Consider the following 25,561-nt stretch of genomic DNA (forward strand, 5'->3'; position numbering starts at 1 on the left):
TCCTATTCTAAGTTTAAGAGTTTTACTCTTCTTCAAACAAACTTATTATATCATGTTTTGCTTTAGAAAAAAGGATTGGACGGTAATTTCCAAAACTTTCTTCCTTCTGGCAGTCTACAGTGGGTAGACCTTACGAAATTCTTCCAAAACGACCTTGCTGTCAGGTGTAAAAGTCAGTCCAGCCTCCCTCATCCACTCGGTGAAAAAGTCCTCATGAACCTGGCGCCAATAGGCTAAAGATTTGTCTCCCTCACCTTCCTTGTAGGCATGGTCTGCAGAAACTTGATGAAAAGGCTGAACGGAAACCTTGGTAATTTCGACAATGCAGACAGCCTGATTTTGACTGTCTAAAATGACATCGAAGGTTCCTTCTTGTGGAAGAGGTTCGTCTTCTAGTGCGTAGAGGTCGTAGACTGAGGCGGTTGCTGTCTTTTCGCCTTTTAAAACCAAATCTGCCAAGAGATCTGCTTCCACTCCAAAAGCCCAGGCGTCTATCTCATCTCCGATAGAGGGGTTAATTTGCTTGTAAATATTCCACATTTCTTGCGGTGTCATAGATCACTCCTTTGTAATTTTTTACTTACTTCTTTTACACGTTTGAGGTGGTCTGGATGATCAATCTCTAAATCAAAAATCTCTGGAATAGAACTATAGTGGATAATACACTTGATACCCATCTGATTCGTTTTTTGTATGAAAGAAGCATTCAGATAGCCTGCTACAGCAAAGTCAATCTTTTTCATCCTTGTTTTATCCTGCATATCTCTCAGCATATCTAACATTATTGGACTTTCCATATCATGCCATTGACTGTTTCTCACAGTCGCAAAAACAAAAGAAGTCAAATCATTCATTCCAACTACAATCTTTGAAATGCCAGTTTCCAGTATCCTATCCAAGTCAAAATATGCTGACGGTAATTCAATCATTGTACCGACTTTTCCAGTAAAACCATGCTCACGCAATACTCTAATAGCTTGTTTTAATTGGTCGGCATCATTGACAAAAGGAAAAATAAGAGACAGATTGGAATTGGTTTGATAAACTTCTGTAACGACATGTGCCTCAGCCTGAAATTCATTCGGACACGCCAGCAAACGCCTTATCCCTCTATATCCAAATAAGGGATGATTTTCATCAAAATACTCTTTAGTCCCCTCTAAACAATTAGCTTCTGTATTTGTTAACTCTGAAAAACGATACCAAACCTCTTCATCTGAGTACAAGGAGCAAATGGTATCTAGATAATCTTTTACAAATTGCTGACAACTTGCTAATAGGATGTTTTGATTAAGCTCTCTCAGTAAGTATTCCCCACGAATCATACCAACATGATGCAATAGTTGTGGGTAAACTTTTTCAACAATTTGCTCTCCACTAAGGGCTAGCTGGTTTTTCATAGCCATTCACCTCTTTCCATCCTTCAAATTTAGCCACACTTCCTCATCCCTTAAAAGGGAAAAGGCTAACAATACCTTGCTCCTTGATAAAGCTTTGTAATCTTTCGATTTGTTCTTCTATTTTAGACTGGATATCCGCCTCGTCCAGAGTTGATTCCGCACTAAACAACTGAAGTTTTAACAAGTCTGCTAAGTAAAGTAAGCGCCATTCAATTTCAGATGTAAAGGTCGAAGCTTGCTCGATTTTTGCAAGCTTTTGTTCCAAAGTATCACCATTCAAAAATCTCTGATGTACTCTCCTTCTTATTTTTCTAGTTGATTCCTCCCCAGAATCTAGTGGACTTAAAAGGAGATTTTGATAGATGGACACCTGATTTTCCGTCTGCTTTTCCATATAGGCCAACAAGACTATCGAACTCTCAACAAAGGTCCAACTATTATAATCTCCTTCAAAGGGAATTTGTAGCAAAATATCTAACAACTTTTTAGCTAGTTCTTTTTGACCATGTAGATAGAGTAAATAAGCAAGGTGATTAAGAGACTCAAGATAGGAACAGTTGGTCTTCTTGTACTTTTTTAATATTTTTTCTACATAGGGTTTTAAATCAGAATGATTTTCCACTAGCTCAAATACTTCTATCAGCTTCATCTTAACTCCTTTGTGTCTTTTCCCTAGTCAAATATCTAGTAGTTAAAGCTTTTCTAATCAGCTAATCTAACTCTGCTCGACTAAACAAGTCTATCATAGACTCAGAATCGTCGCAAAACTCCTTAAAACCTAAAGCAAATGTTGCTAAGGCATCAATATTGGAAGAATAGGCACAAAACATACTTCCTTCTGGATCAAAGTCAATAGATTCGCTTAATTCAGGCATTTTTTCCTCTAAAAATATCAAAGCAAGAGATGCCCAATCGTATCCATTTCCTTCGAATCCCTCATCTTCCCGAGTGTCGAATACTTCCTGTCTGTATTCTCCATCAGGATAATAAATGAGCGACCCTCGAACACTTTGTGTCTCTTCATCATGGACTAAAAATTTAAAAGGTGAAATTTTTTTATTTACCATTTTGTAATCTATCATTTCTTGACTCCTTACTGTATTCGCTTATGTTTAATAGAACTATGCAAATCCAGCTTAGTTACTAGGCAAAGGGAATAAAAGTATCATGTTGATTATAATAAATTAAGGCATCGACCAAGTATTCAGGGCTTGCGTCTGGCTTTTCATCCAATGCACTAGAAGGACATCTATCAGATGCTCACCATAATATACCAGATTAAGATTTCTCTCTACTACTTCCACAGGGTAGACATCTTTATCATCAACTACAACTGGATAATCCGACACCAAAATAAAGACTATCGAAAGCCAAATTCCCTTCATCATTGTCATAGAGGCAAAAGTCATCTTGAGTACATTGTTCTAACTTAACTTGCTCTAAAATATCTGCTAGTGAAAAGAATTGGTGTTTACGCATGATTGCTCCTTTTATTTCTACTCACCTTCCACAAAACTAGTCAGAAAAGCCTCAAATGAAAGCCATTGACCAAAAATCTCAGCTCTTTCTTCTAAAACATAGTAGTAAACCTTGCCATAATCTTCTTCCCTTAGAGACAGAGCATAGTTTCCAGACCCAGGATCATAGGCAAAATGAAGGAGGTCTTTAGCCTGAAATCCAGCAGGAACAACCTCATCGTCAAACCAGTTGAGGGCCTTCTCCATCTCCTCTAATGAATAAAAAGCATTGAAAGGAAAGAGATGTTTGTCATCATGAACACCAGACACACAAGATTGACCACCATTGTACTTGAGATAAAAGTTTAACATGGCTTCCGGCAATTTCTTTCCAAGGTTCTCCTCAAATTGTAAAAGGTCTTCTCTTGTAATTGGCTCATTCGCATCTGTTGCTCTCAGCATAATTATCCCTCCGGTTTTTATAATCTTTCTTCTAAGACCTTGTCAATAAAGTCATAGACAGTTGCAGAAACTTTTTGCATTTCTAAAGAGCCCAAAGCACCCAAATCATTTTCATAAATGCAATCATCAGCATTTTTCTTGATAAAGTAGGCCAAATCTCCCTCTTGACCAATCATAAAGAAGTCTGGTTCATCTACTTCTATCTGATAGGTCTCATTACGCTCTAAGAGATCCTCCTTAGCATATAAACAGATACCTGAGTCACCAATCTCATAAGGATCCACTTCGTCCCATTCTGATAAAAACTGATAATAGAGGCTTGGTAACACAAATGCGAACTCATCTCTTTTCATAGCTTACCTCCACATATTCACTAAATACCAACTATGCTACTTCAAAGACCAGCCACCATCAATCGTCAGGATTTGTCCTTGCATGGCGCTTGCTTTTCCACTTGCTAAGAAAAGGCTAAGGTCTGCTACTTCCTCTGGCTCAATCCAGCGCTTGATTGGCGTTTCACTAGCCACCCAGTCAGCCAATCCACCGGGTTCAAAGTCCGTAGCAGTCATAGCTGTCTTAACAGCTCCTGGAGCGATACCAAAGACCTGAATCCCAGCTTCTGCATAGTCTAGAGCCAACTGCTTGGTGAAGCCAGCCAAGGCATGTTTGGAAGAAGTATAAGCGTGTCCACCTCCGCCAGCCAGACTCGAAGCAATCGAACACATATTGATAATGATTCCTTTTTTATTTTCCAGCATTTGTGTCAAATAATAGCGAGTCAACTCAACAGGAGTCACGTAGTTGATTTCAAAAATCTCTTGAATTTCCTGCGCTGTTTGATCCAAAAGGGGTTTGTAATCATCCAAAACTCCTGCAGTATTGCACAAAACATCCACATAAGGACACCAGTCAAAAATAGGCTCCAAGTCCAAGGTCAAATCTCTCTGTAAAAAGTGAAAATCACCCTCTAAGAGGGGATTTTCACCTTGGTCAACTCCATAAACTTGATACCCCTTCTCTAAAAAGAGTCGAGCTTGAGCCAGACCAATCCCTGAACTTACTCCCGTCATCAATACACGTCTAGTCATGGACTTCTACCCAGTCCGTCGCTAAAACATCACAAGGTGTCGGGCTCCACATGGAATAACCTTCCCCTTCTCCTGACACGTTGATGAGGAAATAAGGCGTCACTTCAAGTTCAACCCCGTTTTGTTCGATAGTGTCAAAGAGTTGGACATAGTTTTCAGCTCCTCCCCAACCAGTTCGTACATATTTTTTCTTGGCCTTTAATCCAGGCAGGATTTCTTCAAAAGTCATGGTGTTCTCCTTTAATTCTACATTCTTCAATTAATTATAACAAAAAACCGTTTTCCAACGGCTTTTTGACTGTGTCTTAGTTCAATAAAACAAATAGCTATCCAATTTTTTTTATTATTTCAGTTCAATTAATTTATTGTAGATTTTCTCAGTCAGTTCTTTCTGTTGCGTTCCTGTTAAATGGTGCGAAGTGCGAATTAATATGGTTCCATAAACATAGTGTGATCCCGGATTCAAAGCAGTTCCATCAAAAGCACTAATATAAGTATTGCGTTTCTCTGCATCTTCTTTTGTCTTATAAACCTCTATATTTCCCCCAGCATCATTACCTTTTTGAACAATATCTGAGCCTTCTACAGATTCATTCACTTGCTTGTCAACAAAATATACAGACGCTGTATACCCACCTTGTTTATTTAATTTTTTATTAGGGTCATTATCCTCCGTAACAGATTGTACTCCAGTAATTGATTCAATTTCTTTGAGTCTTTCTTCAATAAAAGAACTTGAAGGATTTGTAATTTGTTTTAATTGAAGAATGCTATTTTGATAGTGAATCAATTTTTCAGATAAATTCTTTTTTGTTTCACTATAATCTAATGGTTGACTTAATTCTTCAATTTGCTTCTCAATCTTAGCAGTCGCTTTCTCCATTTCTGGTACTTTACGAAGTGAATCTTTGCTATCCTTTATAGTTGATTTCAATTCTTCCAATGTCTTAGAATCAAGAGGTTCTTCATTATTCTCAATAACCTTTTCAGCCTCAGCTATTTGATCTTCAACTTCTTTATTTTTTTCATTTAAATCCTTTACTACATCTTCAAACTTAGTCACAGCAGCTTGATGTGGCGCATAGGACAAGAAATAGTAGCCCAGACCAGAAATTCCTATGATGAGACACATTGACAATATCATTATTTTTTTCTTCATTTCAATCTCCAAAAAGTATTTAACATCTTCACAATTTTACTATAATACATCAAAACAAGCAACAAAAAAACCGTTTTCCAACGGCTTTTTGACTGTATATCTACTAAATTCTTCCTACCACTGCAATCCAGCTTCTCTGATTTCTTTCTTAGAAGCAAATTTACCATTTGGTCTGTGCCATCTCCCTTTTCTATCTCTGAAGTAGCCACCTGAATTTGTTGATTGCGAGTTTGATTCCTGGCTTTCTTCCTTTTCTTGTGCGGCTTGGCGAGCTTTTTCTTGCTCTTCTTCTTTTGCTTTCTTTTCAGCTGCTTCTTTTTCCTCAGCCTCTTTCTTGGCTTTTTCCTCAGCTTCCTTCTTGGCTTTTTCCTCAGCTTCCTTCTTAGCCTTTTCTTTTATCTTTGCATCTTCAACTGTATTTTTGGCAGTACCATCCAAATAGTTGATTTCCGCATTAGCTGAAACATTGTCTAGAATAACATGCGTCACAGAATACTGATCAACCTTTTCCTTACTACCACCCAACTTAATCTCCAAGAGTTTACCATTTTCATCAATTCCCACATACTGTAATTCAATTTGTCTCGGAATTAATTCATCTTTTTGATAGATTGGGGTCACCTTATAATCAAGATAGTAGTTTGGGTGATTGGCCAACCAGGAGTCCAATCGATTTTCATAGTAAAGCATGCTTTCTTGATTAGTGTTATCTGTTCCAGAATAATTTCCAGCATTGAGCCAGTTAGTCATCGGAACCAAGTTTTTCTTTTCATCATTCAATCCACTAAACTGGTACCCAATCAAATGACCTCGATTCATTAACCATGCCTTTTTAGAACCATCTCCATAGTAAAAATTATAGTTATGCCAACCAACCGGGTTATAACTTATCTTAGGCTCTCTCTTCTCATTTGGCTCATCTCTGTCCTTAAGTTGAATATGAGCACCCGTTGCGCGTGATTTAGAATCCAATTCTCCAAGTTCTAGCTGCTTTTCATTTTTAAAAGGCAAAAGTCCAGCTTCTTTAAACAACTTCTCATCGAACTTAATTTGCTTCTGTTCAATTTTTTCTTCTGGAACCTTTGATTCTACCTTATGTCCAGAACAAGCAACTAGTGTTGTGATCGAAAGCAAGGCAATTGAGAAAGATAGTAGCTTTTTCATAAAAATCTCCTTTATTTTTATATAGTGATTAGATTAATATCCCCTCTTTCATTCTACTATCATTTTGTTAATTATTCAAGAATAAAGAGACTGTTATCATACTATTTCTCCTCCAATAACTAAAACAAAAACGATAACCACTTTTCAGTAGTTACCGTCAAGTTCTTTTGATTAGTCTTTCCCACCAAGTTTGCTGTTGATGGTCATCATGATGCTGGCTATTTTCTCACCCCAGTATGGATCGGAAGCATAGCGAACATTCATTCCTGTTGCCTTGTTTCCAAGGTGGTCTCTGCCATAGTCAATGTAATTCTCACGAATCCACTTGGCCGCTCCGAGAATCCCTTTGTCCACATCATCAAAGCTCTTAGCTGAAAGATATGGGCTAGTATCATAAGCCGCAATACCAAAGAAGTTGTTCTTATCTCTGGCAATTTGACTGCGTCCCCATGAACTTTCAAGAGCGCTATGAGCCATCAAGTAAAGGGCATTGACACCATAGCGTTCCTCAGCTTCTTTGAAAGTCGCTCCTTTACCCGCAAGAGGACTATCCTGCAAGTTCATCATCGAATACAGTTTATCCAATTCAGCTGCACTATAATTACTTGGTTCTCTCAAGTTTTTATAGAGGAAAGGATTTTTAATGGTAAAGCCGTCAAAATGCTCACCATCAGTTGAGTAGTACTTCTTACCAATAACCATAGCAGATGTGTGTGGAGCTACTTTGATACTCGTGTAAGGAGAGAGTTCATGGTAGAGGAATTTCCCATCACTAGTATAATGAGGGATAAACTCGCTTCCTTCATCCACTGCTGTCAAATCACTTTGATTCATATAGCCAGACAAGCCAGAAATCGAAACTGCAAGTCGGCCACCTTTTCGCGTCGAGCTATCCAGTGAAACGATGCTTCCTTGGTTAATGTAACTCAAGATATCTCCAGATGCACTATAGACATAGGCTGTGATTGGTTTAACTTTGTAATATTTGGTTTTATCCGCAACATGCCATTTACCGGAAGCATCCAAGGTATGACCATCTACAGTCTCGTTTTTTGCCATGTAACCGCCTGATTTAAGGTAGTACCATGATTGATCGGATGAATCGTAGATAAGCTCTTTCTCAGCCATCTTCCCATTTGACTTGAGGTAGAACCAGTTATTCTTGTACCATACCCACTCACTCGCAGCCATATAACCGCCAGATTTGAGATAGTAATAACCATTATCCCAGATCCATTCTTTATCAACATAATTCCCATCAGAGTTGATATAGAACCAAGAGTTATAATTCTTATCAAAGAGCCAACCTTTACCTGCTTTTGCTCCACTGCTCGTCACATAGGTGCGGTCAATCCAAGTTTCTGTGGAGAGGTAGCCACCGGATTTGAAATGGTAATCCTTGCCTTTGATCGTTTCCCAGCCTTTTTCAGCATAGGTTCCGTCTGCTTTCAAGTAAAACCACGAGTTATAATTTTTGTCAAAGAGCCATTCGGATTTCAGTTTAGCTCCACTCTTTGCAACATAGAAGCGGTCAATCCAACGTTCAGTGGAAAGATAGCCTCCAAATTTGAAATGGTAATCTTTACCTTTAATCGTTTCCCAGCCTTTTTCGGCATAGCTACCGTCTGCTTTCAAGTAAAACCAAGAATCGTAATTCTTATCAAAGAGCCATTCGGATTTCAGTTTGGCTCCACTCTTTGCAACATAGAAGCGGCCAATCCAGCGCTCGGTAGAAAGATAGCCTCCAAATTTGAAATGGTAGTCCTTTCCATCTATGGTTTGCCAGCCATTTTCAGCATAGGTACCATCTTGTTGAATGTAGAACCAACTGCTATAGTTATCATCATAAATCCAACCTTGTTTGACCTTATTACCATTTTCTGACAAATAGTTCTTACCAAGCCAAGTACTTTTCAGCATTTTACCTTGAGAATTAACGTAGTATTGGTTTCCACCTTGAGTGACCCACTCATCTTTGGCCATTTTCCCATCTTCTTTAAGGTAATATTTTTCCTGACCTTGTTGGATCCACTCATTTTGAGCTTTCTGACCATCAGACTTGAGATAATACCAAGATTGTTTTTCTTGGTCAAACACCCATTGATTCTTGACCTTAGTACCACTTTCAGCTACATAGTACTGGTTAATCCACGTTTTTGTAGCTAATTTTCCAGCTTCGTTAAAATAGTAATCCTTATCACCAACAGTCAGCCAGCCGTTTTCTGCACGTTGTCCATCAGCCTTAAGATAAAACCAATTCTGATACGTTTGGTCAAAGATCCATTGGTTGGTTACTTGTTTTCCATCAGCTTTGAGGTAGGTCTTTCCTTGCCAAGTCCCTTCATCTGCTTTTGCTGTTTCTACTACAGTAAAAAAACACCCCAATAAGCCAGCACTTACTAGGGCCACTTTCCATCGTTTCATTTAAATGCTCCAATAACGTTTTCTAAACCCTATTGTAACATAGTTAACCAACGGAAATATTACAAATTGATGAAGATTCTATTTCTTGTTGACGATAAGGAGTGTCTAGCTTATCTCAGACTGGCTTTGACTTCCTGACGGAGATCTTCCAAGCTGCTAATGCCATATTTGTCCATGACTTTTGGTAAATGTTCGATGATATCAGGACAGGCATAAGGATTGGTAAAGTTGGCTGTTCCAACTCCGATGGCAGACGCTCCAGCCAGATACATTTCTAAAGCAGCTTCTGCCGAATCCACTCCTCCCATTCCAATAATGGGAAGGTCTGTTGTTTGGGCGACTTGACGGATGAGTTTGAGGGCTACTGGAAAGACTGCTGGACCTGACATTCCACCCGTTCCATTGGCCAAGATTGGTTTTCTGGTTTTTAGATTAAAGCGCATACCGACTAGAGTATTGATCATGGTTAATCCACTTGCCCCTGCATCTTCTGCTGCCTTTGCAACGGTGACGATATCTGTCACGCTTGGGGTTAGTTTGACATAAACTGGCACATCAGAGGCTTCCACAGCTGCCTTTACCACTTCATAAGCTAGATCAGGATCTTGCCCAATCAGAAGGCCATGATTGCCGTGATCTACGTTGGGGCAGGAGATATTGAGCTCTATAGCTTTTACATTGGCTGCCTGGGAAATCCCCTGAGAAACGGCAGCGTACTCTTGTTTTGAAAAGCCTGCTACATTGGCGATGATGGGAAGCGTAGGATATTCTCTTTCCAGCCAAGGCAACTTTTCAGCTAAAACAGCTTCTAAACCTGGATTTTGCAAACCGATTGCATTGAGCATACCTGCAGGCGTTTCTGCCACCCTGGGAGTAGGATTCCCAAAACGGGGTTCAAGTGTCGTTGCCTTGATCATAATGGAGCCTAAAAGGTCTAAATCATAGTACTTGGCATACTCTTGGCCGAAACCAAAACAGCCTGATGCTGGAACGATGGGATTTTTCAAATCCAAGCCCGGTAGAGAAACTTGTAAACGTTTGTTAGTCATGACTTTCTCCTTATAATACAACTGTTCCTGTGCGAAAAACAGGGCCATCTTCACAGACGCGTTGGCTGACGGTCTCACTATCTGGCACTTTTAGAACGCAGGCATAGCAAGCTCCCATACCACAAGCCATACGAGATTCTAAAGATAGATAGGCTCTTGGATGATCATAAAAGGTTTGATTGATGTACTTCATCATTCCCGGAGCCCCACATGAGTAAACAGCATCAAATTGACTGTCTAAATCATTGATAACAACAGAAACATTTCCCTTGATGCTATAAGAACCATCATCTGTCGTTACAAATACCTGACCATATTGGGCCAATTCGGTTTCGAGAATAACAGCATCCTTGTTGGCAAAACCGAGGACTGTCACTACTTTCACCCCACGCGCATGTAATTCCTTGGCTACTTCGAGCAAGGGCGGAACACCAATCCCACCACCAACGAGGAGAACTTGACTCTGATTGCCTAAATCAGACAAGTCAAAACCATTCCCCTGAGGTCCCATCACATCAAGAGTATCTCCCTGACTTAATGTTGAAAAAATAGCGGTTCCAGCTCCCTCAATCCGATAAATGAGATGACACTGCTTCTTAGCCTTGTCAATAGATGAAATTGAAATAGGACGACGCAAGAGATGGGCATCATCAGGCACACGCAGATGGAGAAATTGACCTGCTCGCATGGCTTCAACCATTTCTCCTTCTAGGACTAATTCAAAGATTGCTGGCGCGATTTCCTCCTGTGCGACCACCTTCATGCTTTCCATACGAATCGCACCCATACGCTTCTTACATGTGGGATTCATGACTTTTCCTCCTTAAATTTAAGGGGACCAGATAAAGAAAAGACCTTGCTATAGCAAGGTCTCAGTTAGGTTAGGCTAGAACTCATGCGCACACTTAAAAAGTCTCCACAGAGAGTCCCCTTATCCCTTTTATCTGACACCTTGTGAGTCTCTCTGGACTCCCCTTAAAGGTTAAATTTGTATTAGTATACTCTTTCAAAGAAAAAAAGTCAAGCAGAAAACGAACATTCTACTTGACTTCACTCGATTATTTTTCACGAATGACTTCGACCTTGTAGCCATCAGGATCCTTGACAAAGTAATAGTTTGGTGGGGTTCCAGGTAGGCCTTTTGACTCTGTAACCTCATAGCCTTTCGCACTATGTTCTTGATGTAGGGCCTCAAGGTCAGGTGTACTGAGGGCGATATGGGCAAAGCCATCTCCAACCACATAAGGGCCGTGGTCATAGTTATAGGTCAATTCCAACTCGTAGTCATCACCGTCAAGTCCTAGATAGACAATCGTGAAGGCATGGTCCGGAAAATCTCTGCGACGCAATTCTTTAAAACCGAAAGCATCTTGATAGAATGCAATTGATTTTTCAAGGTTTTCTACTCGCAAGCAAGTGTGTAGCATTTTTGAAGCCATAGCTTTCTCCTTTATTTTTAAAAAGACTGGGACAATCCTGTTCCAGTCTTATCAATTATTATTTACCAAGTTTTGCTTTAGCTGCATCTGCAAGAGCTGTGAAAGCTGCTGCATCGTTAACAGCCAAGTCAGCAAGCATTTTACGGTTAACTTCGATTTCAGCCAATTTCAAACCATGCATCAATTGTGAGTATGAAAGTCCGTTCATACGAGCTGCCGCGTTGATACGAGTGATCCACAATTTGCGGAAGTCACGTTTCTTTTGACGACGGTCACGGTATGCATAGTAGTAAGAGTTCATTACTTGTTCTTTTGCAGTACGGAACAAGATGTGTTTAGCTCCATAGTAACCTTTTGCTAATTTAAGAATACGTTTACGACGTTTGCGTGATACAACGCCACCTTTAACACGTGCCATGTTTTATTTCCTCCAAATATTTCCTAGAATTGTTTACTTACTGTTAGGCTATTATTTCAAGCGAGTAAGCATTGCTTTGATACGTTTGAAATCTCCTGAATGCACCATAGATGCTTTACGAAGATGACGACGTTGTTTCTTAGTTTTTCCGTGGAAACGGTGAGAAGTGTAAGCACGGAAACGTTTAAGTCCACCAGAACCTGTACGTTTGAAACGTTTAGCTGATGCGCGGTGTGTTTTTTGTTTTGGCATGATTTTTTCTCCTTTATTTAACTTTCTGACAATTATTTTTTGTCAGTTGCTGGCGCCAACTGCATGAACATTTGGCGTCCATCCATCTTAGCTCGTTGTTCGATGATCGCAATATCTTGTGTTGCTTCAGCAAACTCGGCTAAAACTTTTGCACCAATCTCTTTATGGGTAATCATACGCCCTTTAAAGCGAATGGATACCTTAACTTTATTTCCTTTTTCAAGGAACTTGCGTGCATTGCGAAGTTTTGTGTCAAAGTCACCCTTGTCAATAGTTGGACTCAGACGAACTTCTTTCACAGTAACAACACTTTGTTTTTTACGTTGTTCTTTTTGCTTTTTCTGATACTCAAATTTGAACTTACCGTAGTCCATAATCTTAGCAACAGGTGGTTTTGCTTGGGGTTGAATCAATACTAAGTCAACATTTGCACTATCAGCCAATGCTTGCGCTTCGCTGAGTGGCTTGATGCCTAGCTGTTCTCCCTCAAGACCGATCAAGCGAACTTCACGTACACGAATTTCATCATTGATGAATAAGTCTTGCTTTGCTATGGTTTTCACCTCTTTTTTATTATTAGAGAAAAACAATAGCGGGCTCGTAATAATACAAGCCCGCACGTTATGATAGCGTTTCTTAGAAACTTTTCATCCGTAGGGCCAGGCAACTTGATGTCACAAGGCGAGAAGCTCTCACTTCTGCTTTTCTCAACTTTTATATGATACCAAGTTTTCTATCCCTTGTCAAGATAAAAAGTCATTTTTTCAAAAAGTTTGTCTATTTTATCGAACACTTTCCATTCGCCAACTATTCCATCCTTTAAAGCGAATGGCTCCGTTCTGGTCAGTTCGGTAAATCTTACTCTTGATGCTTTCTAGTCGTTCCAAGGTTTCCTGATGAGGTAGTTTGGCACTATTGTTCTTGCCCACTGAAATGAGAGTAATTTGCGGTTTGAGCTTCTCTAAAAAAGCTGGACTAGATGAAGTCTTTGAACCATGTTGACCTGCCTTCAAGATATCCACCTCTAAGGTAGGGTATTGCTTTAAAAGTTCTTTCTCTCCCTTCTCCTTCAAATTTCCAGTAAAGAGAAAGTGCTTATCCAAGAGTTTTCCATAAAGAAGGAGAGAATCATCATAACTTCCATCTCCAATCTTCCTTGGAGATAGGACTCCTAAGTAACCGCCAAAAATTGGTAAGTTCTCCCCTGCTGTCACACTGCGCACCTTGGTTTGAGTCGCTTGTAGTTCCGCTACAAATTCCTTTTGTGTCAGACTTCCCTTTGATACTAAAGTTTCCCCGACATGGAAAGCCTTGGTCATCTCCAGCAAATCTCCAACATGTTCTTTATCTGTGTTGGTCAGAATTAAGTGATCAATTTTGGATACTCCGCGACTTTTCAGATAGGGAATCAAGGTCCTCTGGGCATTGCTAGTCGTCGATTTTTCTTGCCAATCCTCTATTTTCTTATCAGATTCTGCCTTTCCGCCCACATCTATGAGAATGGTTTTACCAGTTACATCCCGTAGAAAAATGCTTTCTCCCTGCCCTACATCCAGCATGGTGATTTCATTTTCCAGCGGGTGTTTGGTTAAGAAAAAGAGTCCCACTATAAAGAGGCTGAACCCTGCTACTCTTTTGATATTTTTCCTAAAGTCATAGACCAAGGCCAATGAAACTAAGAGTAGAATCAAAAGCCATGCGTTGGGTTGTCCAAAGACCAAGGGCCTGCTTGCCATCTGCGATACCAAGCGAATGATGTCCTCCAACCATTCAAAGACAAGGTTAAGCTGAGTGACTGGGTAAACAAAAGACAGGATGAATAAGATGGACAAAAGTGGTAAGAATACCAAGTCAAACAGAAAGGAAAAGACAAGGGTTAAGAGAATTGACCAAGGTTGAAATTCTGCAAAATAGAAGGATAAAAGGGGCAATATTCCTAAAGAAATGACCAGACTTTCTCTGGCAACAGCCTTGAGCCCCTCCCCTTCTTTGCTGGTCATGGTCAAGATAAAGGCGTAGGCACAGGACAAAACCCCTCCAGCTGTCAAGAAAAAGTTGGGCATGATGATAAAGAGGGCAAGGACTGTTAAGGCAAAATTATCCAAGCCCTTGTAGCCATGTTGGGCCAGTAACTTTTGCAAGAGACTGCGAATGACCGATGCTGAAAATCCTGTCAGACCAGCATAGATAAGAGAAAAGGGATAAGTCAGCCACTTCAACTTTTCTTGGGTCAAGCCCAATCGTAAGAGGAGTTTCTTAAAGGCATCCATGAAAAAGCCCACCTGCATACCCGACAAGGCAAAGAGATGGATAATTCCTAGACTGGAATAAAGCTCATTCATCTCCTCAAAGTCCGTGTCCAAATGTCCCAGCAAGAGCCCCGTCATATAATTGCGCATAGGGTCTGGAAAGTGCGTCTTGATCCAAACTACAGCCCTTCGACGTAAAGCCGACAAATTTTCACCTATATCCCAACTGCTAACTTTTTTAAGTGACTGGATGCTCTTGATAGTCAGTGTCTGGTAAATCCCTTGAGTTTTCAGATAGGCTTGGTAGTCAAATCCACCAAAATTCCTCTGCCCTTCTGGCTCGGACAGTTTTCCTTCTAGTTCAATCTCATGAAGATCTGTTAAGGCCTGAAAGTGCTCTTTCTCTTCCTCGGACTGGAGTTTATAGTAAACTTGGAAGGTGCGTCCGTCGGCCTTGCCCCGAAAGGACAGGCTATCTCCATTGACTTTGATAGTATCTGGAAAAATCCTCACCTTTTCAACATAAGCGACTAAGTCTTGACTAGCTTGTGTCTGTTGCCAAGTTTGAAACAGAAACCAAAAGCCAAAGAGTCCACAAATCGCTAGAACTCTACTAGCCGATTTCCAAGGAAATTGGAAAAAGAGACAGACGAGCAAAAAAACAAAACCTAGCAGTGCGAGATAGGACGCTCCAAAAATGGCGTAGTAAAGCCAGAGTAACAGAAAACTCAGATAGATTAGGGGGATAGGGAAATTCTTAATCCACTGTAACATAATCTTTTAGCTTTTCTATGGTCTTAGCGCCAATGCCAGATACTTTCTTTAATTCATCTACCGACTTGAATTTCCCATTTGCCTCGCGATGGTCGATAATATCCTGAGCTCGTTTTCCTCCCAAGCCTTTGACCTGCTTGAGTTCTTCCAGACTAGCTTTATTGAGGTTGACCTTCTTTTCTTTACTTGACGAAGGAGTCGTTCCAGAGGCAGCCTGCTGACTAGCTACTTCTTCTCCCTTAGTTGGAACATAGACAAGAGCCTCGTCACTGACTTTCTGAGCGAGATTGAGCGACTTACTGTCTGCTTCTTCTGTCAAGCCACCCGCCTTCTGAACGGCATCATGAACACGACTACCTACTGGCAAATCATAAATTCCTGAAGATTTAACAGCACCTTTGACATCTACTGTAATCAAATCTTGTTCAGGAGACTCTTCCTTTTCTTCCTTCTTTACTTCTTTTTCAGAAGATGAATCCTTTGAAACAGCGGCAACTTCAACCTGTAGATTAGTCTCCTTTGCGGGAGTTTGGGAGCTTGGCTTTAGCAGGAGAAATCCGCCCAAAGCCAAACCTAAACCAGCACAAATGACAATGATTTTATACTCTTTGATTTTCTCGATAATTGCTTCCATATTTTCTCCTCTCTTATGTTATTCGTAAGAGTAAGAAAAAACAGTCGAAAATTTCTTTTCAACTGCTTATTTATTTGCAAAATAATCTTCCTTGGTCAAGACATAATGAACTCTTGTAACGATTCGTCCTTTTTCATGCTGGTCCATACAAGCATAAGCTTCTTCGTGGGAAAAGCGCATGCCTGATTTCTCCATGACCTTTCCTGACGCCGGATTATCCTTATCGTATAAAGCAACTAACTTGTTCATCCCAATCTTCTCAAAAGCCAGCTCAATCACGGCTCGATTGGCTTCTGTTGTCAATCCTTGATTCCAATACTTTTTATTGATAATGTAGCCAATAGCTGCTTTTTTAAGAACAGGATCAATCTTGTGCAGGTCAATGGTACCGATAAACTGACCATTGCTTTTTAGTTCGATTCCCCATCGTCCCAAGGGATTGGCCAAGTAGAACTGAGCGATGTTATTCTTGGTTTCTTCCAAGCTTTGATTGGTTGGAAAAGTGTAGCGCGTATTTTCTCTGTCTGAGGCATACTGAAACATAGCATCCGCATCATCCAAGGTTACAGGTCGGAGCAACAAACGCTCTGTTTCTATAGACGGATACTGGGCAAATTTCACAAATATTGATTCCATACTTTTCCCTCCATTAAAGCTTGATTCCCACTAGTCTAGCATAAATAAATTTTGATAACAAGTTTTTCTTGATTTTTGAAGCGGTTTCATATACAATAAAACCATCACATTTTTGATTTATGAACTGGAATGTGACAACCAAAACAAGACCGTCAATTGAAAGGTAGGTTATCTCTATGTTAATCGGAATCCCAAAAGAAATTAAAAATAATGAAAACCGTGTTGCCCTCACTCCTGCTGGCGTCCACAGTTTAGTCAGTCGTGGACATCGTGTTCTCATCGAAACAAATGCTGGTCTCGGTTCAGGATTTACTGATGCGGACTATCAAAAGCAAGGAGCTGAGATTGTCGCTACTGCTGCTGATGCCTGGGCTGCCGAGTTAGTCGTGAAAGTAAAAGAACCACTAGCTTCTGAATACGGTTATTTGCGAGACGATCTTCTCCTCTTCACCTATTTGCACATGGCCGCTGCTCCAGAATTAGCAGATGCTATGTTAACAGCCAAAACAACAGGAATTGCCTATGAAACTGTTCGTGACAATCAAGGACAACTACCGCTCCTCGTTCCTATGAGTGAGGTTGCAGGTCGTATGGCTGTTCAAATCGGAGCCCACTTCCTTACTAAGCAAGCTGGTGGTTCTGGTGTCCTACTAGGTGGTGTGCCGGGTGTTCCAAAAGGAAAAGTAACCATCATCGGTGGTGGTGTCGTTGGGACACATGCTGCCCGCATCGCCCTTGGACTTGGTGCTCAAGTGACTATTTTAGATATCAGTGCGAAACGTCTCTCAGTTCTTGAAGAAGTCTTTGGAAACCAAATTCAAACTCTTATGTCAAATTCTTTCAACATCGAAGCAAGTGTGAGAGATGCTGATGTGGTGATTGGTGCAGTTCTCATTCCTGGTGCTAAAGCACCGAAATTGGTGACAGAAGAGATGGTCAAACAAATGCGTCCAGGCTCTGTCATCGTTGATGTTGCCGTTGACCAAGGTGGTGTTATCGAGACAGCTGACCGTGTGACAACGCACGATGAGCCTGTCTATGAGAAACACGGTGTTCTCCACTATGCCGTTGCCAATATCCCTGGTGCGGTCGCCCGTACTTCAACCATCGCCCTAACCAATGTCACTCTTCCTTATATCGAAGCTCTGGCTGGCAAAGGATTCGCACAAGCAATCTCTGAAGATGAGGGCTTGCGTCAAGGTGTGACCACTTATCAAGGTTACTTGACCAGCCTGCCAGTTGCCCAAGGCCTCGATAAAGAGCACACGTCTATCGACGAACTTGTTTAAAGCTGGACACTCATTAAAAAGAAGAAGAGCAGTTTAAATGGAACTGCTCTTCTTTTGCTATTCTGTCTCTTCCTTCTTATCTTCATTTTTAGCTGGAGCTGGTTCATAAGCTCGGATAATCTGAGCGACAACTGGATGACGAACCACATCCTTGGCTGAAAAATGAACAAAGTCGATTTGGTGGATGTTCTTGAGCTTTTCTTGGGCATCAATCAAACCGGACTTGACATTACGTGGCAGGTCAATCTGACTGATATCCCCATTGACAATCATCTTCGAATTAAAGCCTAAACGAGTCAGGAACATCTTCATCTGCATGATGGTCGTATTTTGTGCTTCATCTAAAATGACAAAGGCATCATCCAAGGTCCGCCCACGCATGTAGGCAAGGGGCGCGATTTCGATAATTTCACGCTCCATGAGACGGGTCGTCTGATCTTTGCCGAGAATCTGATACAAGGCATCGTAAACTGGTCGAAGGTAAGGATCCACCTTCTCCTTGAGATCACCTGGAAGAAATCCTAGACTCTCACCTGCTTCCACTGCTGGACGAGTAAGGATAATTCGCTTGACCTGCCCGCGTTTAAGAGCTGTCACTGCCAAGGTCACTGCAAGAAAGGTCTTCCCTGTCCCTGCAGGTCCGATTCCAAAGGTCACATCATGCTGTTTGACACTGTCCACATAAAGTTTTTGACCTAAGGTTTTGACACGAATCGGCTTCCCTGTATTGTCTTTGATAATTTCTTCTTCGTAAAGGGCGACAAACTTGTCGATTTCATCGTTTTTGACCATGCTAATAGCCGTTACCACATCTGGCGTCCCAACTGTCATCCCACGATTCACCAAAACCATCAAGGCCTGGATAACCTGACGGGTTTCCTCACATGCAGCTTCTTCTCCCAAAACCTGGACAATCTCCGTACGGGCATGAATCACCACATCGAGCTCTTCTTCCATCAAACGAAGATGGCGCTCGTTGGATCCAAAAAGATGAAACAAGTCATCTGGATGACTCAGTTGAATGTCTATTGAATGTTCCTTCAAATAAAGAACCTCTCTAATCCGTTTATTTCTTTTTATTATAGCAAAGAGAACAATAAAATACTAGCCTCATCTCATTGTCTCTAGTGTTCTAAGTATTCTTGCCAGATGGCGTCAAAGTCTCCTAGGTTAAAAGAGAAACTGGCATGCTCCTCCAAAAAGCGACTTACCTCATCAAAATCATCCGTGTGTTTTGGGAAGGCTGACTCTTCAAAAGCGAGGTCTGCCAAGATAGCTTTGGGACTGTTACTTTTAGGATTGCGCTCAGTCATGAGCCAACTGTAAAATGATTTTCTCAATTCTTTCTCCTATCAAGAGTTTTTTAATGACACTTTTCTGATTCTTGAAAATTACTGGACTTAGCCTCTGAAACGTAGTGGTTTATAAAATCTGTTTTCGCATCTGTATAGGCGTCTCGATTGTGTTCAAATTGTTTCCATAAACTTAGTTTTAATTCCTGATACGCTTGGGCAATATCTGGATGCTGGCAGAGATAATCTCTAAAATAAATCTCGTCATGATCTCCTGTCATTCGCAAATGTAGATGAAAAACTTTCTCAGCAAATCCCTGCTCTGTATATCCTTTATTCAGCGAAATCCTGTTAGGACTCTCCGACATCACTAACCACCCATTCTTCACCAATAAATCCCTAACTCTTGCTAAATCCTCTATTCTACCTACTTCTAACAGAATATCAACGATATCTTTGGCCCAAATATTAGGGATAGCAGTGCTACCGATATGTTCTATTCTTTTAATAACATTTGCACCCAATATTTTTTTCAGATTTGCTTTTTCCGATTCATACCTGTCTTTCCACTCTGACTTGTGCTCTACTAGAAAAATAGGAAAAAGTTGCCAGAGTTCCTCTAAACTCATTTCTTCAAGTTTCTTTTTCATGTCTATAAGACCTAAATCAACTCTGTCCCAAACTGGTCCTGCTTGATTTTGCCAGCTTTCATCAAGCCTCCGAGTGCTTTCTTGAACTGACCTTTAGAAATGCCAAAGGTTGCCTTGATGTCCTCAGGGGACGACTTGTCATTCAAGGTCATGAAGCCACCATTGCTTTCCAAGTATGTCAAAATCATCTGGGCATCATTTTCCAACATCTCAAAAGAACGTGGTTTGAGGGAGAGGTTCAAGGTGCGGTCCACTTCACGGAAACCAATGACACGCGCATCTAAAACTTGCCCCAAACGTGGCTCTGCGTAGCGCTCACTAGGATGGATAAAACCAAGCATGTTATTCTCTGGCAGATAGACAAAGGTCCCTGACAGCTTGAGACGGTATACAATGGCTGGCCAGTTTTGGTTCTGCATGTTGTTATAGGCAGGACGAGCCAGACGTTGGAAGTCTTCCTGATACGCCAAAAGTCCCCAGATTCGGTCTTTCTTGTCCACTTGAAGACGGATGTAGAGTTGGTCGCCCTTCTTAGGCCAGAGTTCTTTCAATTCAGGGAGAATATCTAGCGATACTACGACTTCCTTATCAGGAAGGCCTGTATCCACAAAGACACCAAGGTCTTTACGAACTTCTGTTACGGTTCCCCAACCAAATTGGTCCTGAGTGGCAGTCACTTCTAAGGTTGTCAGACGGAGTTTTTGCTTCATATCCGTGTAGGTAAAACCTTTGACCGTATCCCCTACTCTATGTTGACCTTCTTCCTTGGCAAGTGCATAGGTTTGACCATCCTTTTGCACAAAGTAAAAACGGTCATTTTCATCGATGATGAGTCCAACGATAAAACTTGCAAGATTTGTATTCATATTTCCTTCTTTCGAATAAAACTCAGCCAGCAATGCCAACTGAGTTTTTCTGTTTATTCTAGACTTCCAAAAGTTCTTTTTCTTTGTTGGCAGTCATGTCGTCGATGTGTTTAACAGCATCGTCTGTTACTTTTTGAATATCTTTTTCAAGAGTCTTCAATTCGTCTTCAGTGATTTCTTTTGCTTTTTCTTGTTTCTTAGCTTCATCCATAGCATCACGACGGATATTGCGGATAGCCACTTTGGCATTTTCACCGACCTTCTTCACTTCTTTAGCAAGGTCACGACGAGTCTCTTCTGTAAGAGCTGGGATAACCAAGCGGATCACAGAGCCGTCATTAGCTGGTGTGATACCAAGATCAGAAGCGTTCAAGGCACGCTCGATGTCTTTCAACGAAGACTTGTCAAATGGTGTTACCAACAAGACACGCGCTTCTGGAATAGTAATTGAAGCGATTTGGTTAAGAGGAGTTTCGACTCCATAGTATTCTACGTGGATACGGTCTAGCAAGCTTGCGTTGGCACGACCGGCACGGATACCACCAAATTCACGAGCAAGTGATTGGTGAGACTGGGTCATTCTCTCTTTAGCTTTTTCTACAATTGCGTTTGCCATAGTCTTTCTTATTCCTTTTCTTCGATATTATTTGATACAGTTGTTCCGATATTTTCACCAAATACAACGCGTTTGATATTGCCCGGTTGGTTCATGTTAAAGACAACTAGGTCAATGTCGTTATCCATTGAAAGTGTTGAAGCAGTTGAGTCCATGATGCGAAGACCTTTGTTAATGACATCACGGTGGGTCAATTCTTCAAACTTAACGGCAGTCTTGTCTTTCTTAGGATCAGCATTGTAAACACCGTCTACGCCATTTTTGGCCATAAGGATGGCATCCGCTTCGATTTCAGCTGCACGAAGAGCCGCTGTTGTATCTGTTGAGAAGTAAGGTGAACCAATTCCGGCACCAAAGATAACGATACGACCTTTTTCAAGATGGCGGAGGGCACGTCCACGTACGTAAGGTTCAGCCACTTGTTGCATAGAAATAGCTGTTTGCACTCGCGTATCGACGCCAACTTGTTGCAATGAATCTGCCATCACAAGAGCATTCATAACGGTCCCAAGCATTCCTGTGTAATCTGCCTGAACGCGGTCCATTCCTGCTTCTGCAGCAGGTTCACCACGCCAGAGATTTCCTCCACCAATAACAAGGGCAATTTCGATACCTAAGCTATGAACTTCTTGAATCTCTTTTGCGATTGTTTGAACTGTTTGGATATCAATCCCTACGCCACGTTCACCGGCAAGGGCTTCACCTGATAACTTGATTAAAATACGTTTATACTTGGGGTTCGCCATTTTTACTCTCCTTTTTTTATCCTACCTATTTTATCACAATTTCTAAGATTTTTATAGTATCATGAGCAATTCTTTGAAAAAAATTAGACCGTTAAAAATTCCTCTAAATCGTTAAGGGCACGCTCTGCAATTTTTTCATAACGAGCTTTTTTATCACGGATACGCTCGCCTTCCAATTCCTTGATAATCCCAAAATTGACATTCATTGGTTGGAAATGTTTGCTGTCCGCATGAGTGATGTAATGAGCTAGACTTCCGATCGCTGTGGTCTCTGGGAAGATAGCTTCACTTTCACCCTTGAAGAGTCGAGCTGCGTTAATACCTGCAACTAAGCCTGACGCTGCTGACTCAACATAGCCTTCCACACCCGTCATTTGACCAGCAAAGAAGAGGTTAGGCTGTTTCTTAGAACGATAGGTTTGCTCAAGAAGATTTGGCGAATCCATGTAAGAATTGCGGTGCATGACCCCATAACGAACAAACTCCGCATTTTCAAGACCTGGAATCATTTGGAAGACACGCTTTTGTTCTCCCCATTTGAGGTGGGTCTGGAAACCGACGATATTGTAGAGGCTACCAGCCGCATTGTCCTGACGAAGCTGGACAACTGCATACGGTGTTTTGAACTCCCCATCGCGAGGTCCTGTGTAGTCGTCTGGATACTCCAAACCAACTGGCTTCATGGGACCATAAAGCATGGTTTTAATGCCACGTTTGGCCATGACTTCGATAGGCATACAGCCTTCAAAGTACTTTTCTTTTTCAAACGAATTGAGCGGGGCTTCTTCCGCATTGACCAAGGCTTCATGAAAATCCATAAACTCTTGCTTGGTCATTGGAGCATTGAGATAGGCCGCTTCTCCCTTGTCATAACGAGACTTGAGATAAACCTTGCTCATATCAATGGTGTTGACATCGATGATAGGCGCTGCCGCATCGTAGAAATAGAAGCCATCGCCGCCATTAAGAGCATGGATTTTCTCAGCTAGAGCATCACTAGTTAAAGGTCCAGTCGCTACAACTGTGATGGCATCTGTTGGCAATTCGGTAATTTCGTCACGTACCACTTCAATTAAGGGGTGGTTGGCTATTTTTTCAGTCACCATTTGGGAGAAACCATCTCGGTCAACCGCAAGAGCCCCACCAGCAGGAACACGGGTTGCTTCAGCAGATTCCAAGATGACCGAACCCAGGCGACGCATTTCTTCCTTGAGAAGCCCAACGGCATTAGTCAGGGCATCGCCACGAAGAGAATTGGAACAAACCAACTCAGCAAAATTGTCTGTTTTGTGCTGGGGTGTTGACTTGACACCACGCATTTCGTAGAGTTTAACTGGAATACCACGTTCTGCGATTTGGTAGGCAGCTTCAGACCCCGCTAAACCAGCACCGATAACATTGATATAAGATTGAGACACGACACTAATACCTCTTTGGGTGGAACCTCAGTCCATATCCAAACAAGCCACTGGATTGTTTGACACCCACAAATCTTTCTATTTTTTTCTTTTACTAGTATAACAAAAAAAGGGAAGAAGGCAAACTTCCCTGTTTAGTCATTTTCTTGATGTAAAGAGATAGTGAGTGTTCCAGTTAAAAATCAATTATATGCTACTCTATAAAATCTTTTCCACATAACGGATCGATAGGGACTGTTATTCTATCTCTTGCTATAACCGTATTATCTAAAACAGCATAACATTCAACATAGTGGTCTCCTTTAAACTGAGAATCTTCGTGATGTTTTATTTTACCTGAAAAAATAGCACCACGCTCACAATTTCTTCTAATCGCCTCAGCTCCAATATTTCTAACTTTCCAATAATATTTAACATCAGACAAAAGATTATCTGGAATATCTGATTTTATAATTTCAAAATCAAGAGATTTTCTGTTTTTAATCTTAAATCTACTCTTTAAAAAGTCTGAAAGAAGTGCTTTTCGAAAACCATCTTGAGTAATTTCACACTCCAAAACAATATTATAGCGGATATCAACACTAAACAATTCATCAATAAATTCTTCATTCGAAGCTCGATTTGTGGTAGAAGTTGATTGAGCGAATTTTCTACCAAATAGCTGTTTATAAACTTCAGTAAGTTTCTCTTCTGAAGCGTCTTCTATTTTCTTTAGAGCCTGCTTAGCTTTATTGATAAATTTTGCTCCATCATTATTATAAATCTTTTGATTACTACCTAAAGCATACCAATACTCTCTATTTTTATCTTGATTTGAAAAGTATTCAAAAATATCTTTCAAGAGAATATTATAATCAGAGTAATATATTTCAGAAATACCTTTATCATCAATAAAATCAGATATCAAAGTATCTATCAACAGCCCCTTAAATGAAAAGCCCATATGATTTTTCCATCGTCGTATGAGTCTTGTTAAGTTAGAAAAATGATTATTAAAATTCGAATTTAGAGATTTGCATTTTTCAATTTCAGGCCTTGGTTTAGTAGTTTTCCAAGAGCCTCCGTTACGAGAATCAGGATATTTAAAATTTCCATCAGATTGTTCGAAAGCTGGAACTAACTCAATTTTTCCACCATCCGAAAAATCAATAACAACGACCTGTCCGTCTCCTTTTATTTTTGTATTCGGGTATCTTTTTAGTAATTCGTTTTTTATTTCCTGTAGAAGTGCTGATTGACCATTGCCCTCATAAGAATCAAATCGTCTATACACTTCTGATGGTAGTGAAAAAATATAATCAAAATCACTAACATTTCGAACAGCCGTCGTTCTCCCGACACTACCGACAATCAAACCATTGTCAGTTTCTTCATCTTCAAGCTCATCTAAGGAATAGTATTTTCGATTAAGTCGTTTCGTAATCTCTTTTAATCTATTCTCCCATTTTTCCCATTCCTCATCCGTCATGGGCAGTTCGTCTTCGCAAAACTCTTTAAAATCATTAGATAAGGACATTATTCTTCCTCCCTAACTTTCATCAATTCTTTTGAAATAAAGTATTTATAGTCATCCTCATAATCATTATCTTTTCGTGATTTTATCAGTTCTGAAGCCTTGGATATATTTTTAGGAGAAGGATTGGAAAGTTTACCGTAAGCAACATCTCTTCGAAATTTTAATTCTTCGAAGGATTTTTGGATTTCACTAGAAGATTTTCCATTGTAAACCACCTCGGATAAAAGATTTTCAGCTGAGACCCTAAGATTCCAAAGTTCATCAACAGATTTCCTTTCCAAAGCTAGTCGTTCCTCAAAGTTAAACTCCTTGGTGATGCTAAAAATTATTGTAGTGACTAATGATAAAAATGCTGTAACAAGCTTTATCCAATATTCATCAAAGCAAAGTATTCCAACTAAGCCAGAAGAGACAACTCCAGAAATGATTATTGTTGCTATTCTAAACCATCGAATATAGCTTTCTAACTCGTCAATTCTAACCACATGAATTTTATGAGTCCAACCTACATTTACTATAAAATTTAAAAGTTCAAAGTGTAATTTTTCTTGATTTTTCGACAT

The 25,561-nt window shown here is 40.5% G+C and carries 31 protein-coding genes and 1 other annotated feature; of the genes, 1 reads left to right on the plus strand and 30 read right to left on the minus strand.

The annotated features are described in order from the left end of the window. Positions 1-114: 114 nt before the first annotated feature. The 21 genes from M9H69_RS06255 to M9H69_RS06355 all read right to left on the minus strand — a co-directional run bounded on the left by M9H69_RS06255 (position 115) and on the right by M9H69_RS06355 (position 16,605). Positions 115-555 carry an ASCH domain-containing protein gene (locus tag M9H69_RS06255; protein WP_084872927.1) on the minus strand — a complete coding sequence of 147 codons (441 nt, stop codon included), beginning with the start codon at positions 553-555 and terminating at the stop codon, positions 115-117. Beyond that, positions 552-1,400, minus strand: a complete 849-nt coding sequence (locus M9H69_RS06260) for a putative PEP-binding protein (RefSeq protein ID WP_250315106.1) — start codon at positions 1,398-1,400, stop codon at positions 552-554. Before M9H69_RS06260 ends, M9H69_RS06255 begins: the two co-directional genes overlap by 4 nt. 43 nt (positions 1,401-1,443) lie before the next feature. Then, a complete protein-coding gene (locus tag M9H69_RS06265) occupies positions 1,444-2,049 on the minus strand; it encodes a DUF6707 family protein (protein WP_084872925.1) in 606 nt (201 codons plus the stop codon). Positions 2,050-2,110: 61 nt separating this feature from the next. Next, a complete protein-coding gene (locus tag M9H69_RS06270) occupies positions 2,111-2,482 on the minus strand; it encodes an Imm51 family immunity protein (protein WP_000568346.1) in 372 nt (123 codons plus the stop codon). Between the two features lie 241 nt (positions 2,483-2,723). Further along, positions 2,724-2,879: a hypothetical protein gene (locus tag M9H69_RS10385; RefSeq protein ID WP_193432074.1), complete on the minus strand. Its 156-nt coding sequence runs from the start codon at positions 2,877-2,879 to the stop codon at positions 2,724-2,726. Positions 2,880-2,896: 17 nt separating this feature from the next. Further along, complete coding sequence (locus M9H69_RS06280) at positions 2,897-3,319, minus strand: SMI1/KNR4 family protein (protein WP_033584059.1); 423 nt, start codon at positions 3,317-3,319, stop codon at positions 2,897-2,899. Between the two features lie 17 nt (positions 3,320-3,336). Continuing rightward, positions 3,337-3,672: a hypothetical protein gene (locus tag M9H69_RS06285; RefSeq protein ID WP_084872923.1), complete on the minus strand. Its 336-nt coding sequence runs from the start codon at positions 3,670-3,672 to the stop codon at positions 3,337-3,339. A 36-nt stretch (positions 3,673-3,708) separates the two neighbouring features. Next, on the minus strand, positions 3,709-4,407 hold the full coding sequence (locus M9H69_RS06290) for a 3-oxoacyl-ACP reductase (RefSeq protein WP_084872921.1): 699 nt from the start codon (positions 4,405-4,407) through the stop codon (positions 3,709-3,711). After that, the gene (locus M9H69_RS06295) at positions 4,400-4,636 is read right to left on the minus strand and encodes a DUF2829 domain-containing protein (protein ID WP_000141916.1); all 237 of its coding nucleotides are present in this window, start codon (positions 4,634-4,636) and stop codon (positions 4,400-4,402) included. The genes M9H69_RS06290 and M9H69_RS06295 overlap by 8 nt, the downstream gene beginning before the upstream one ends. Positions 4,637-4,750: 114 nt before the next feature. Further along, a complete protein-coding gene (locus tag M9H69_RS06300) occupies positions 4,751-5,566 on the minus strand; it encodes an EbhA (protein ID WP_084872919.1) in 816 nt (271 codons plus the stop codon). A 114-nt stretch (positions 5,567-5,680) separates the two neighbouring features. Beyond that, a complete protein-coding gene (locus tag M9H69_RS06305) occupies positions 5,681-6,730 on the minus strand; it encodes a DNA/RNA non-specific endonuclease (RefSeq protein WP_250315107.1) in 1,050 nt (349 codons plus the stop codon). Positions 6,731-6,901: 171 nt separating this feature from the next. Next, positions 6,902-9,154 (minus strand): glucosaminidase domain-containing protein, encoded by a 2,253-nt coding sequence (locus tag M9H69_RS06310; protein WP_250315108.1) that lies wholly within the window; start codon positions 9,152-9,154, stop codon positions 6,902-6,904. A 110-nt stretch (positions 9,155-9,264) separates the two neighbouring features. Further along, positions 9,265-10,251 carry a dihydroorotate dehydrogenase gene (locus M9H69_RS06315; protein WP_250315109.1) on the minus strand — a complete coding sequence of 329 codons (987 nt, stop codon included), beginning with the start codon at positions 10,249-10,251 and terminating at the stop codon, positions 9,265-9,267. Then, complete coding sequence (locus M9H69_RS06320; protein WP_250315110.1) at positions 10,214-11,014, minus strand: dihydroorotate dehydrogenase electron transfer subunit; 801 nt, start codon at positions 11,012-11,014, stop codon at positions 10,214-10,216. Before M9H69_RS06320 ends, M9H69_RS06315 begins: the two co-directional genes overlap by 38 nt. A gap of 247 nt (positions 11,015-11,261) precedes the next feature. After that, positions 11,262-11,642: a lactoylglutathione lyase gene (gene gloA, locus M9H69_RS06325; RefSeq protein ID WP_000157148.1), complete on the minus strand. Its 381-nt coding sequence runs from the start codon at positions 11,640-11,642 to the stop codon at positions 11,262-11,264. A gap of 58 nt (positions 11,643-11,700) precedes the next feature. After that, a complete protein-coding gene (gene rplT / locus M9H69_RS06330; protein WP_000124834.1) occupies positions 11,701-12,060 on the minus strand; it encodes a 50S ribosomal protein L20 in 360 nt (119 codons plus the stop codon). A 51-nt stretch (positions 12,061-12,111) separates the two neighbouring features. Then, positions 12,112-12,312, minus strand: a complete 201-nt coding sequence (rpmI, locus tag M9H69_RS06335; protein ID WP_001125942.1) for a 50S ribosomal protein L35 — start codon at positions 12,310-12,312, stop codon at positions 12,112-12,114. A 32-nt stretch (positions 12,313-12,344) separates the two neighbouring features. Beyond that, positions 12,345-12,875 (minus strand): translation initiation factor IF-3, encoded by a 531-nt coding sequence (gene infC / locus M9H69_RS06340; protein ID WP_000848184.1) that lies wholly within the window; start codon positions 12,873-12,875, stop codon positions 12,345-12,347. 15 nt (positions 12,876-12,890) lie between these two features. After that, positions 12,891-13,022 (minus strand) — a sequence feature (ribosomal protein L20 leader region). Between the two features lie 72 nt (positions 13,023-13,094). Then, positions 13,095-15,335 (minus strand): DNA internalization-related competence protein ComEC/Rec2, encoded by a 2,241-nt coding sequence (locus M9H69_RS06345; RefSeq protein WP_250315111.1) that lies wholly within the window; start codon positions 15,333-15,335, stop codon positions 13,095-13,097. Then, positions 15,319-15,969, minus strand: a complete 651-nt coding sequence (locus tag M9H69_RS06350; RefSeq protein ID WP_250315113.1) for a helix-hairpin-helix domain-containing protein — start codon at positions 15,967-15,969, stop codon at positions 15,319-15,321. The genes M9H69_RS06345 and M9H69_RS06350 overlap by 17 nt, the downstream gene beginning before the upstream one ends. A 66-nt stretch (positions 15,970-16,035) precedes the next feature. Continuing rightward, entirely contained in the window at positions 16,036-16,605 is a 570-nt protein-coding gene (locus M9H69_RS06355; protein WP_084875437.1) for a GNAT family N-acetyltransferase, read from the minus strand. A gap of 176 nt (positions 16,606-16,781) precedes the next feature. On the opposite strand from M9H69_RS06355, the gene ald reads away from it, so the two are divergent. Next, complete coding sequence (gene ald / locus M9H69_RS06360; RefSeq protein ID WP_250315115.1) at positions 16,782-17,894, plus strand: alanine dehydrogenase; 1,113 nt, start codon at positions 16,782-16,784, stop codon at positions 17,892-17,894. A 57-nt stretch (positions 17,895-17,951) separates the two neighbouring features. Here ald and M9H69_RS06365 read toward each other — a convergent pair whose 3' ends face one another. The 9 genes from M9H69_RS06365 to M9H69_RS06405 form a co-directional block, all read right to left on the minus strand. Then, the gene (locus M9H69_RS06365; RefSeq protein WP_250315116.1) at positions 17,952-18,938 is read right to left on the minus strand and encodes a PhoH family protein; all 987 of its coding nucleotides are present in this window, start codon (positions 18,936-18,938) and stop codon (positions 17,952-17,954) included. 80 nt (positions 18,939-19,018) lie between these two features. Next, positions 19,019-19,234 (minus strand): YozE family protein, encoded by a 216-nt coding sequence (locus M9H69_RS06370; protein WP_009066924.1) that lies wholly within the window; start codon positions 19,232-19,234, stop codon positions 19,019-19,021. A gap of 23 nt (positions 19,235-19,257) precedes the next feature. After that, the gene (locus M9H69_RS06375; protein ID WP_250315118.1) at positions 19,258-19,836 is read right to left on the minus strand and encodes a GrpB family protein; all 579 of its coding nucleotides are present in this window, start codon (positions 19,834-19,836) and stop codon (positions 19,258-19,260) included. 11 nt (positions 19,837-19,847) lie between these two features. Next, positions 19,848-20,702 (minus strand): RNA-binding virulence regulatory protein CvfB, encoded by an 855-nt coding sequence (gene cvfB, locus M9H69_RS06380; RefSeq protein ID WP_250315119.1) that lies wholly within the window; start codon positions 20,700-20,702, stop codon positions 19,848-19,850. A gap of 58 nt (positions 20,703-20,760) precedes the next feature. Then, complete coding sequence (frr, locus tag M9H69_RS06385) at positions 20,761-21,318, minus strand: ribosome recycling factor (protein WP_001262234.1); 558 nt, start codon at positions 21,316-21,318, stop codon at positions 20,761-20,763. An 8-nt stretch (positions 21,319-21,326) separates the two neighbouring features. After that, entirely contained in the window at positions 21,327-22,064 is a 738-nt protein-coding gene (gene pyrH, locus M9H69_RS06390; RefSeq protein WP_132973143.1) for a UMP kinase, read from the minus strand. Between the two features lie 83 nt (positions 22,065-22,147). After that, positions 22,148-23,482 (minus strand): methylenetetrahydrofolate--tRNA-(uracil(54)-C(5))-methyltransferase (FADH(2)-oxidizing) TrmFO, encoded by a 1,335-nt coding sequence (trmFO, locus tag M9H69_RS06395; RefSeq protein ID WP_250315121.1) that lies wholly within the window; start codon positions 23,480-23,482, stop codon positions 22,148-22,150. 193 nt (positions 23,483-23,675) lie between these two features. Further along, positions 23,676-24,998, minus strand: coding sequence for an SMODS domain-containing nucleotidyltransferase (locus M9H69_RS06400; RefSeq protein WP_250315123.1), 1,323 nt, complete (start codon positions 24,996-24,998; stop codon positions 23,676-23,678). Beyond that, positions 24,998-25,561, minus strand: coding sequence for an SLATT domain-containing protein (locus M9H69_RS06405; protein WP_250315124.1), 564 nt, complete (start codon positions 25,559-25,561; stop codon positions 24,998-25,000). Before M9H69_RS06405 ends, M9H69_RS06400 begins: the two co-directional genes overlap by 1 nt.

It is taken from the genome of Streptococcus oralis (assembly GCF_023611505.1).
GTDB classification, from domain to species: domain Bacteria; phylum Bacillota; class Bacilli; order Lactobacillales; family Streptococcaceae; genus Streptococcus; species Streptococcus oralis_CT.

Bases quoted from the DNA above. Each gene is read 5' to 3' on its own strand.
- M9H69_RS06255 (WP_084872927.1), bottom strand. From the start codon at position 555: ATGACACCGCAAGAAATGTGGAATATTTACAAGCAAATTAACCCCTCT.
- M9H69_RS06260 (WP_250315106.1), bottom strand. From the start codon at position 1,400: ATGAAAAACCAGCTAGCCCTTAGTGGAGAGCAAATTGTTGAAAAAGTT.
- M9H69_RS06265 (WP_084872925.1), bottom strand. From the start codon at position 2,049: ATGAAGCTGATAGAAGTATTTGAGCTAGTGGAAAATCATTCTGATTTA.
- M9H69_RS06270 (WP_000568346.1), bottom strand. From the start codon at position 2,482: ATGATAGATTACAAAATGGTAAATAAAAAAATTTCACCTTTTAAATTT.
- M9H69_RS10385 (WP_193432074.1), bottom strand. From the start codon at position 2,879: ATGCGTAAACACCAATTCTTTTCACTAGCAGATATTTTAGAGCAAGTT.
- M9H69_RS06280 (WP_033584059.1), bottom strand. From the start codon at position 3,319: ATGCTGAGAGCAACAGATGCGAATGAGCCAATTACAAGAGAAGACCTT.
- M9H69_RS06285 (WP_084872923.1), bottom strand. From the start codon at position 3,672: ATGAAAAGAGATGAGTTCGCATTTGTGTTACCAAGCCTCTATTATCAG.
- M9H69_RS06290 (WP_084872921.1), bottom strand. From the start codon at position 4,407: ATGACTAGACGTGTATTGATGACGGGAGTAAGTTCAGGGATTGGTCTG.
- M9H69_RS06295 (WP_000141916.1), bottom strand. From the start codon at position 4,636: ATGACTTTTGAAGAAATCCTGCCTGGATTAAAGGCCAAGAAAAAATAT.
- M9H69_RS06300 (WP_084872919.1), bottom strand. From the start codon at position 5,566: ATGAAGAAAAAAATAATGATATTGTCAATGTGTCTCATCATAGGAATT.
- M9H69_RS06305 (WP_250315107.1), bottom strand. From the start codon at position 6,730: ATGAAAAAGCTACTATCTTTCTCAATTGCCTTGCTTTCGATCACAACA.
- M9H69_RS06310 (WP_250315108.1), bottom strand. From the start codon at position 9,154: ATGAAACGATGGAAAGTGGCCCTAGTAAGTGCTGGCTTATTGGGGTGT.
- M9H69_RS06315 (WP_250315109.1), bottom strand. From the start codon at position 10,251: ATGGCCCTGTTTTTCGCACAGGAACAGTTGTATTATAAGGAGAAAGTC.
- M9H69_RS06320 (WP_250315110.1), bottom strand. From the start codon at position 11,014: ATGAATCCCACATGTAAGAAGCGTATGGGTGCGATTCGTATGGAAAGC.
- gloA (WP_000157148.1), bottom strand. From the start codon at position 11,642: ATGGCTTCAAAAATGCTACACACTTGCTTGCGAGTAGAAAACCTTGAA.
- rplT (WP_000124834.1), bottom strand. From the start codon at position 12,060: ATGGCACGTGTTAAAGGTGGCGTTGTATCACGCAAACGTCGTAAACGT.
- rpmI (WP_001125942.1), bottom strand. From the start codon at position 12,312: ATGCCAAAACAAAAAACACACCGCGCATCAGCTAAACGTTTCAAACGT.
- M9H69_RS06345 (WP_250315111.1), bottom strand. From the start codon at position 15,335: ATGTTACAGTGGATTAAGAATTTCCCTATCCCCCTAATCTATCTGAGT.
- M9H69_RS06350 (WP_250315113.1), bottom strand. From the start codon at position 15,969: ATGGAAGCAATTATCGAGAAAATCAAAGAGTATAAAATCATTGTCATT.
- M9H69_RS06355 (WP_084875437.1), bottom strand. From the start codon at position 16,605: ATGGAATCAATATTTGTGAAATTTGCCCAGTATCCGTCTATAGAAACA.
- ald (WP_250315115.1), top strand. From the start codon at position 16,782: ATGTTAATCGGAATCCCAAAAGAAATTAAAAATAATGAAAACCGTGTT.
- M9H69_RS06375 (WP_250315118.1), bottom strand. From the start codon at position 19,836: ATGAAAAAGAAACTTGAAGAAATGAGTTTAGAGGAACTCTGGCAACTT.
- cvfB (WP_250315119.1), bottom strand. From the start codon at position 20,702: ATGAATACAAATCTTGCAAGTTTTATCGTTGGACTCATCATCGATGAA.
- frr (WP_001262234.1), bottom strand. From the start codon at position 21,318: ATGGCAAACGCAATTGTAGAAAAAGCTAAAGAGAGAATGACCCAGTCT.
- pyrH (WP_132973143.1), bottom strand. From the start codon at position 22,064: ATGGCGAACCCCAAGTATAAACGTATTTTAATCAAGTTATCAGGTGAA.
- M9H69_RS06400 (WP_250315123.1), bottom strand. From the start codon at position 24,998: ATGTCCTTATCTAATGATTTTAAAGAGTTTTGCGAAGACGAACTGCCC.
- M9H69_RS06405 (WP_250315124.1), bottom strand. From the start codon at position 25,561: ATGTCGAAAAATCAAGAAAAATTACACTTTGAACTTTTAAATTTTATA.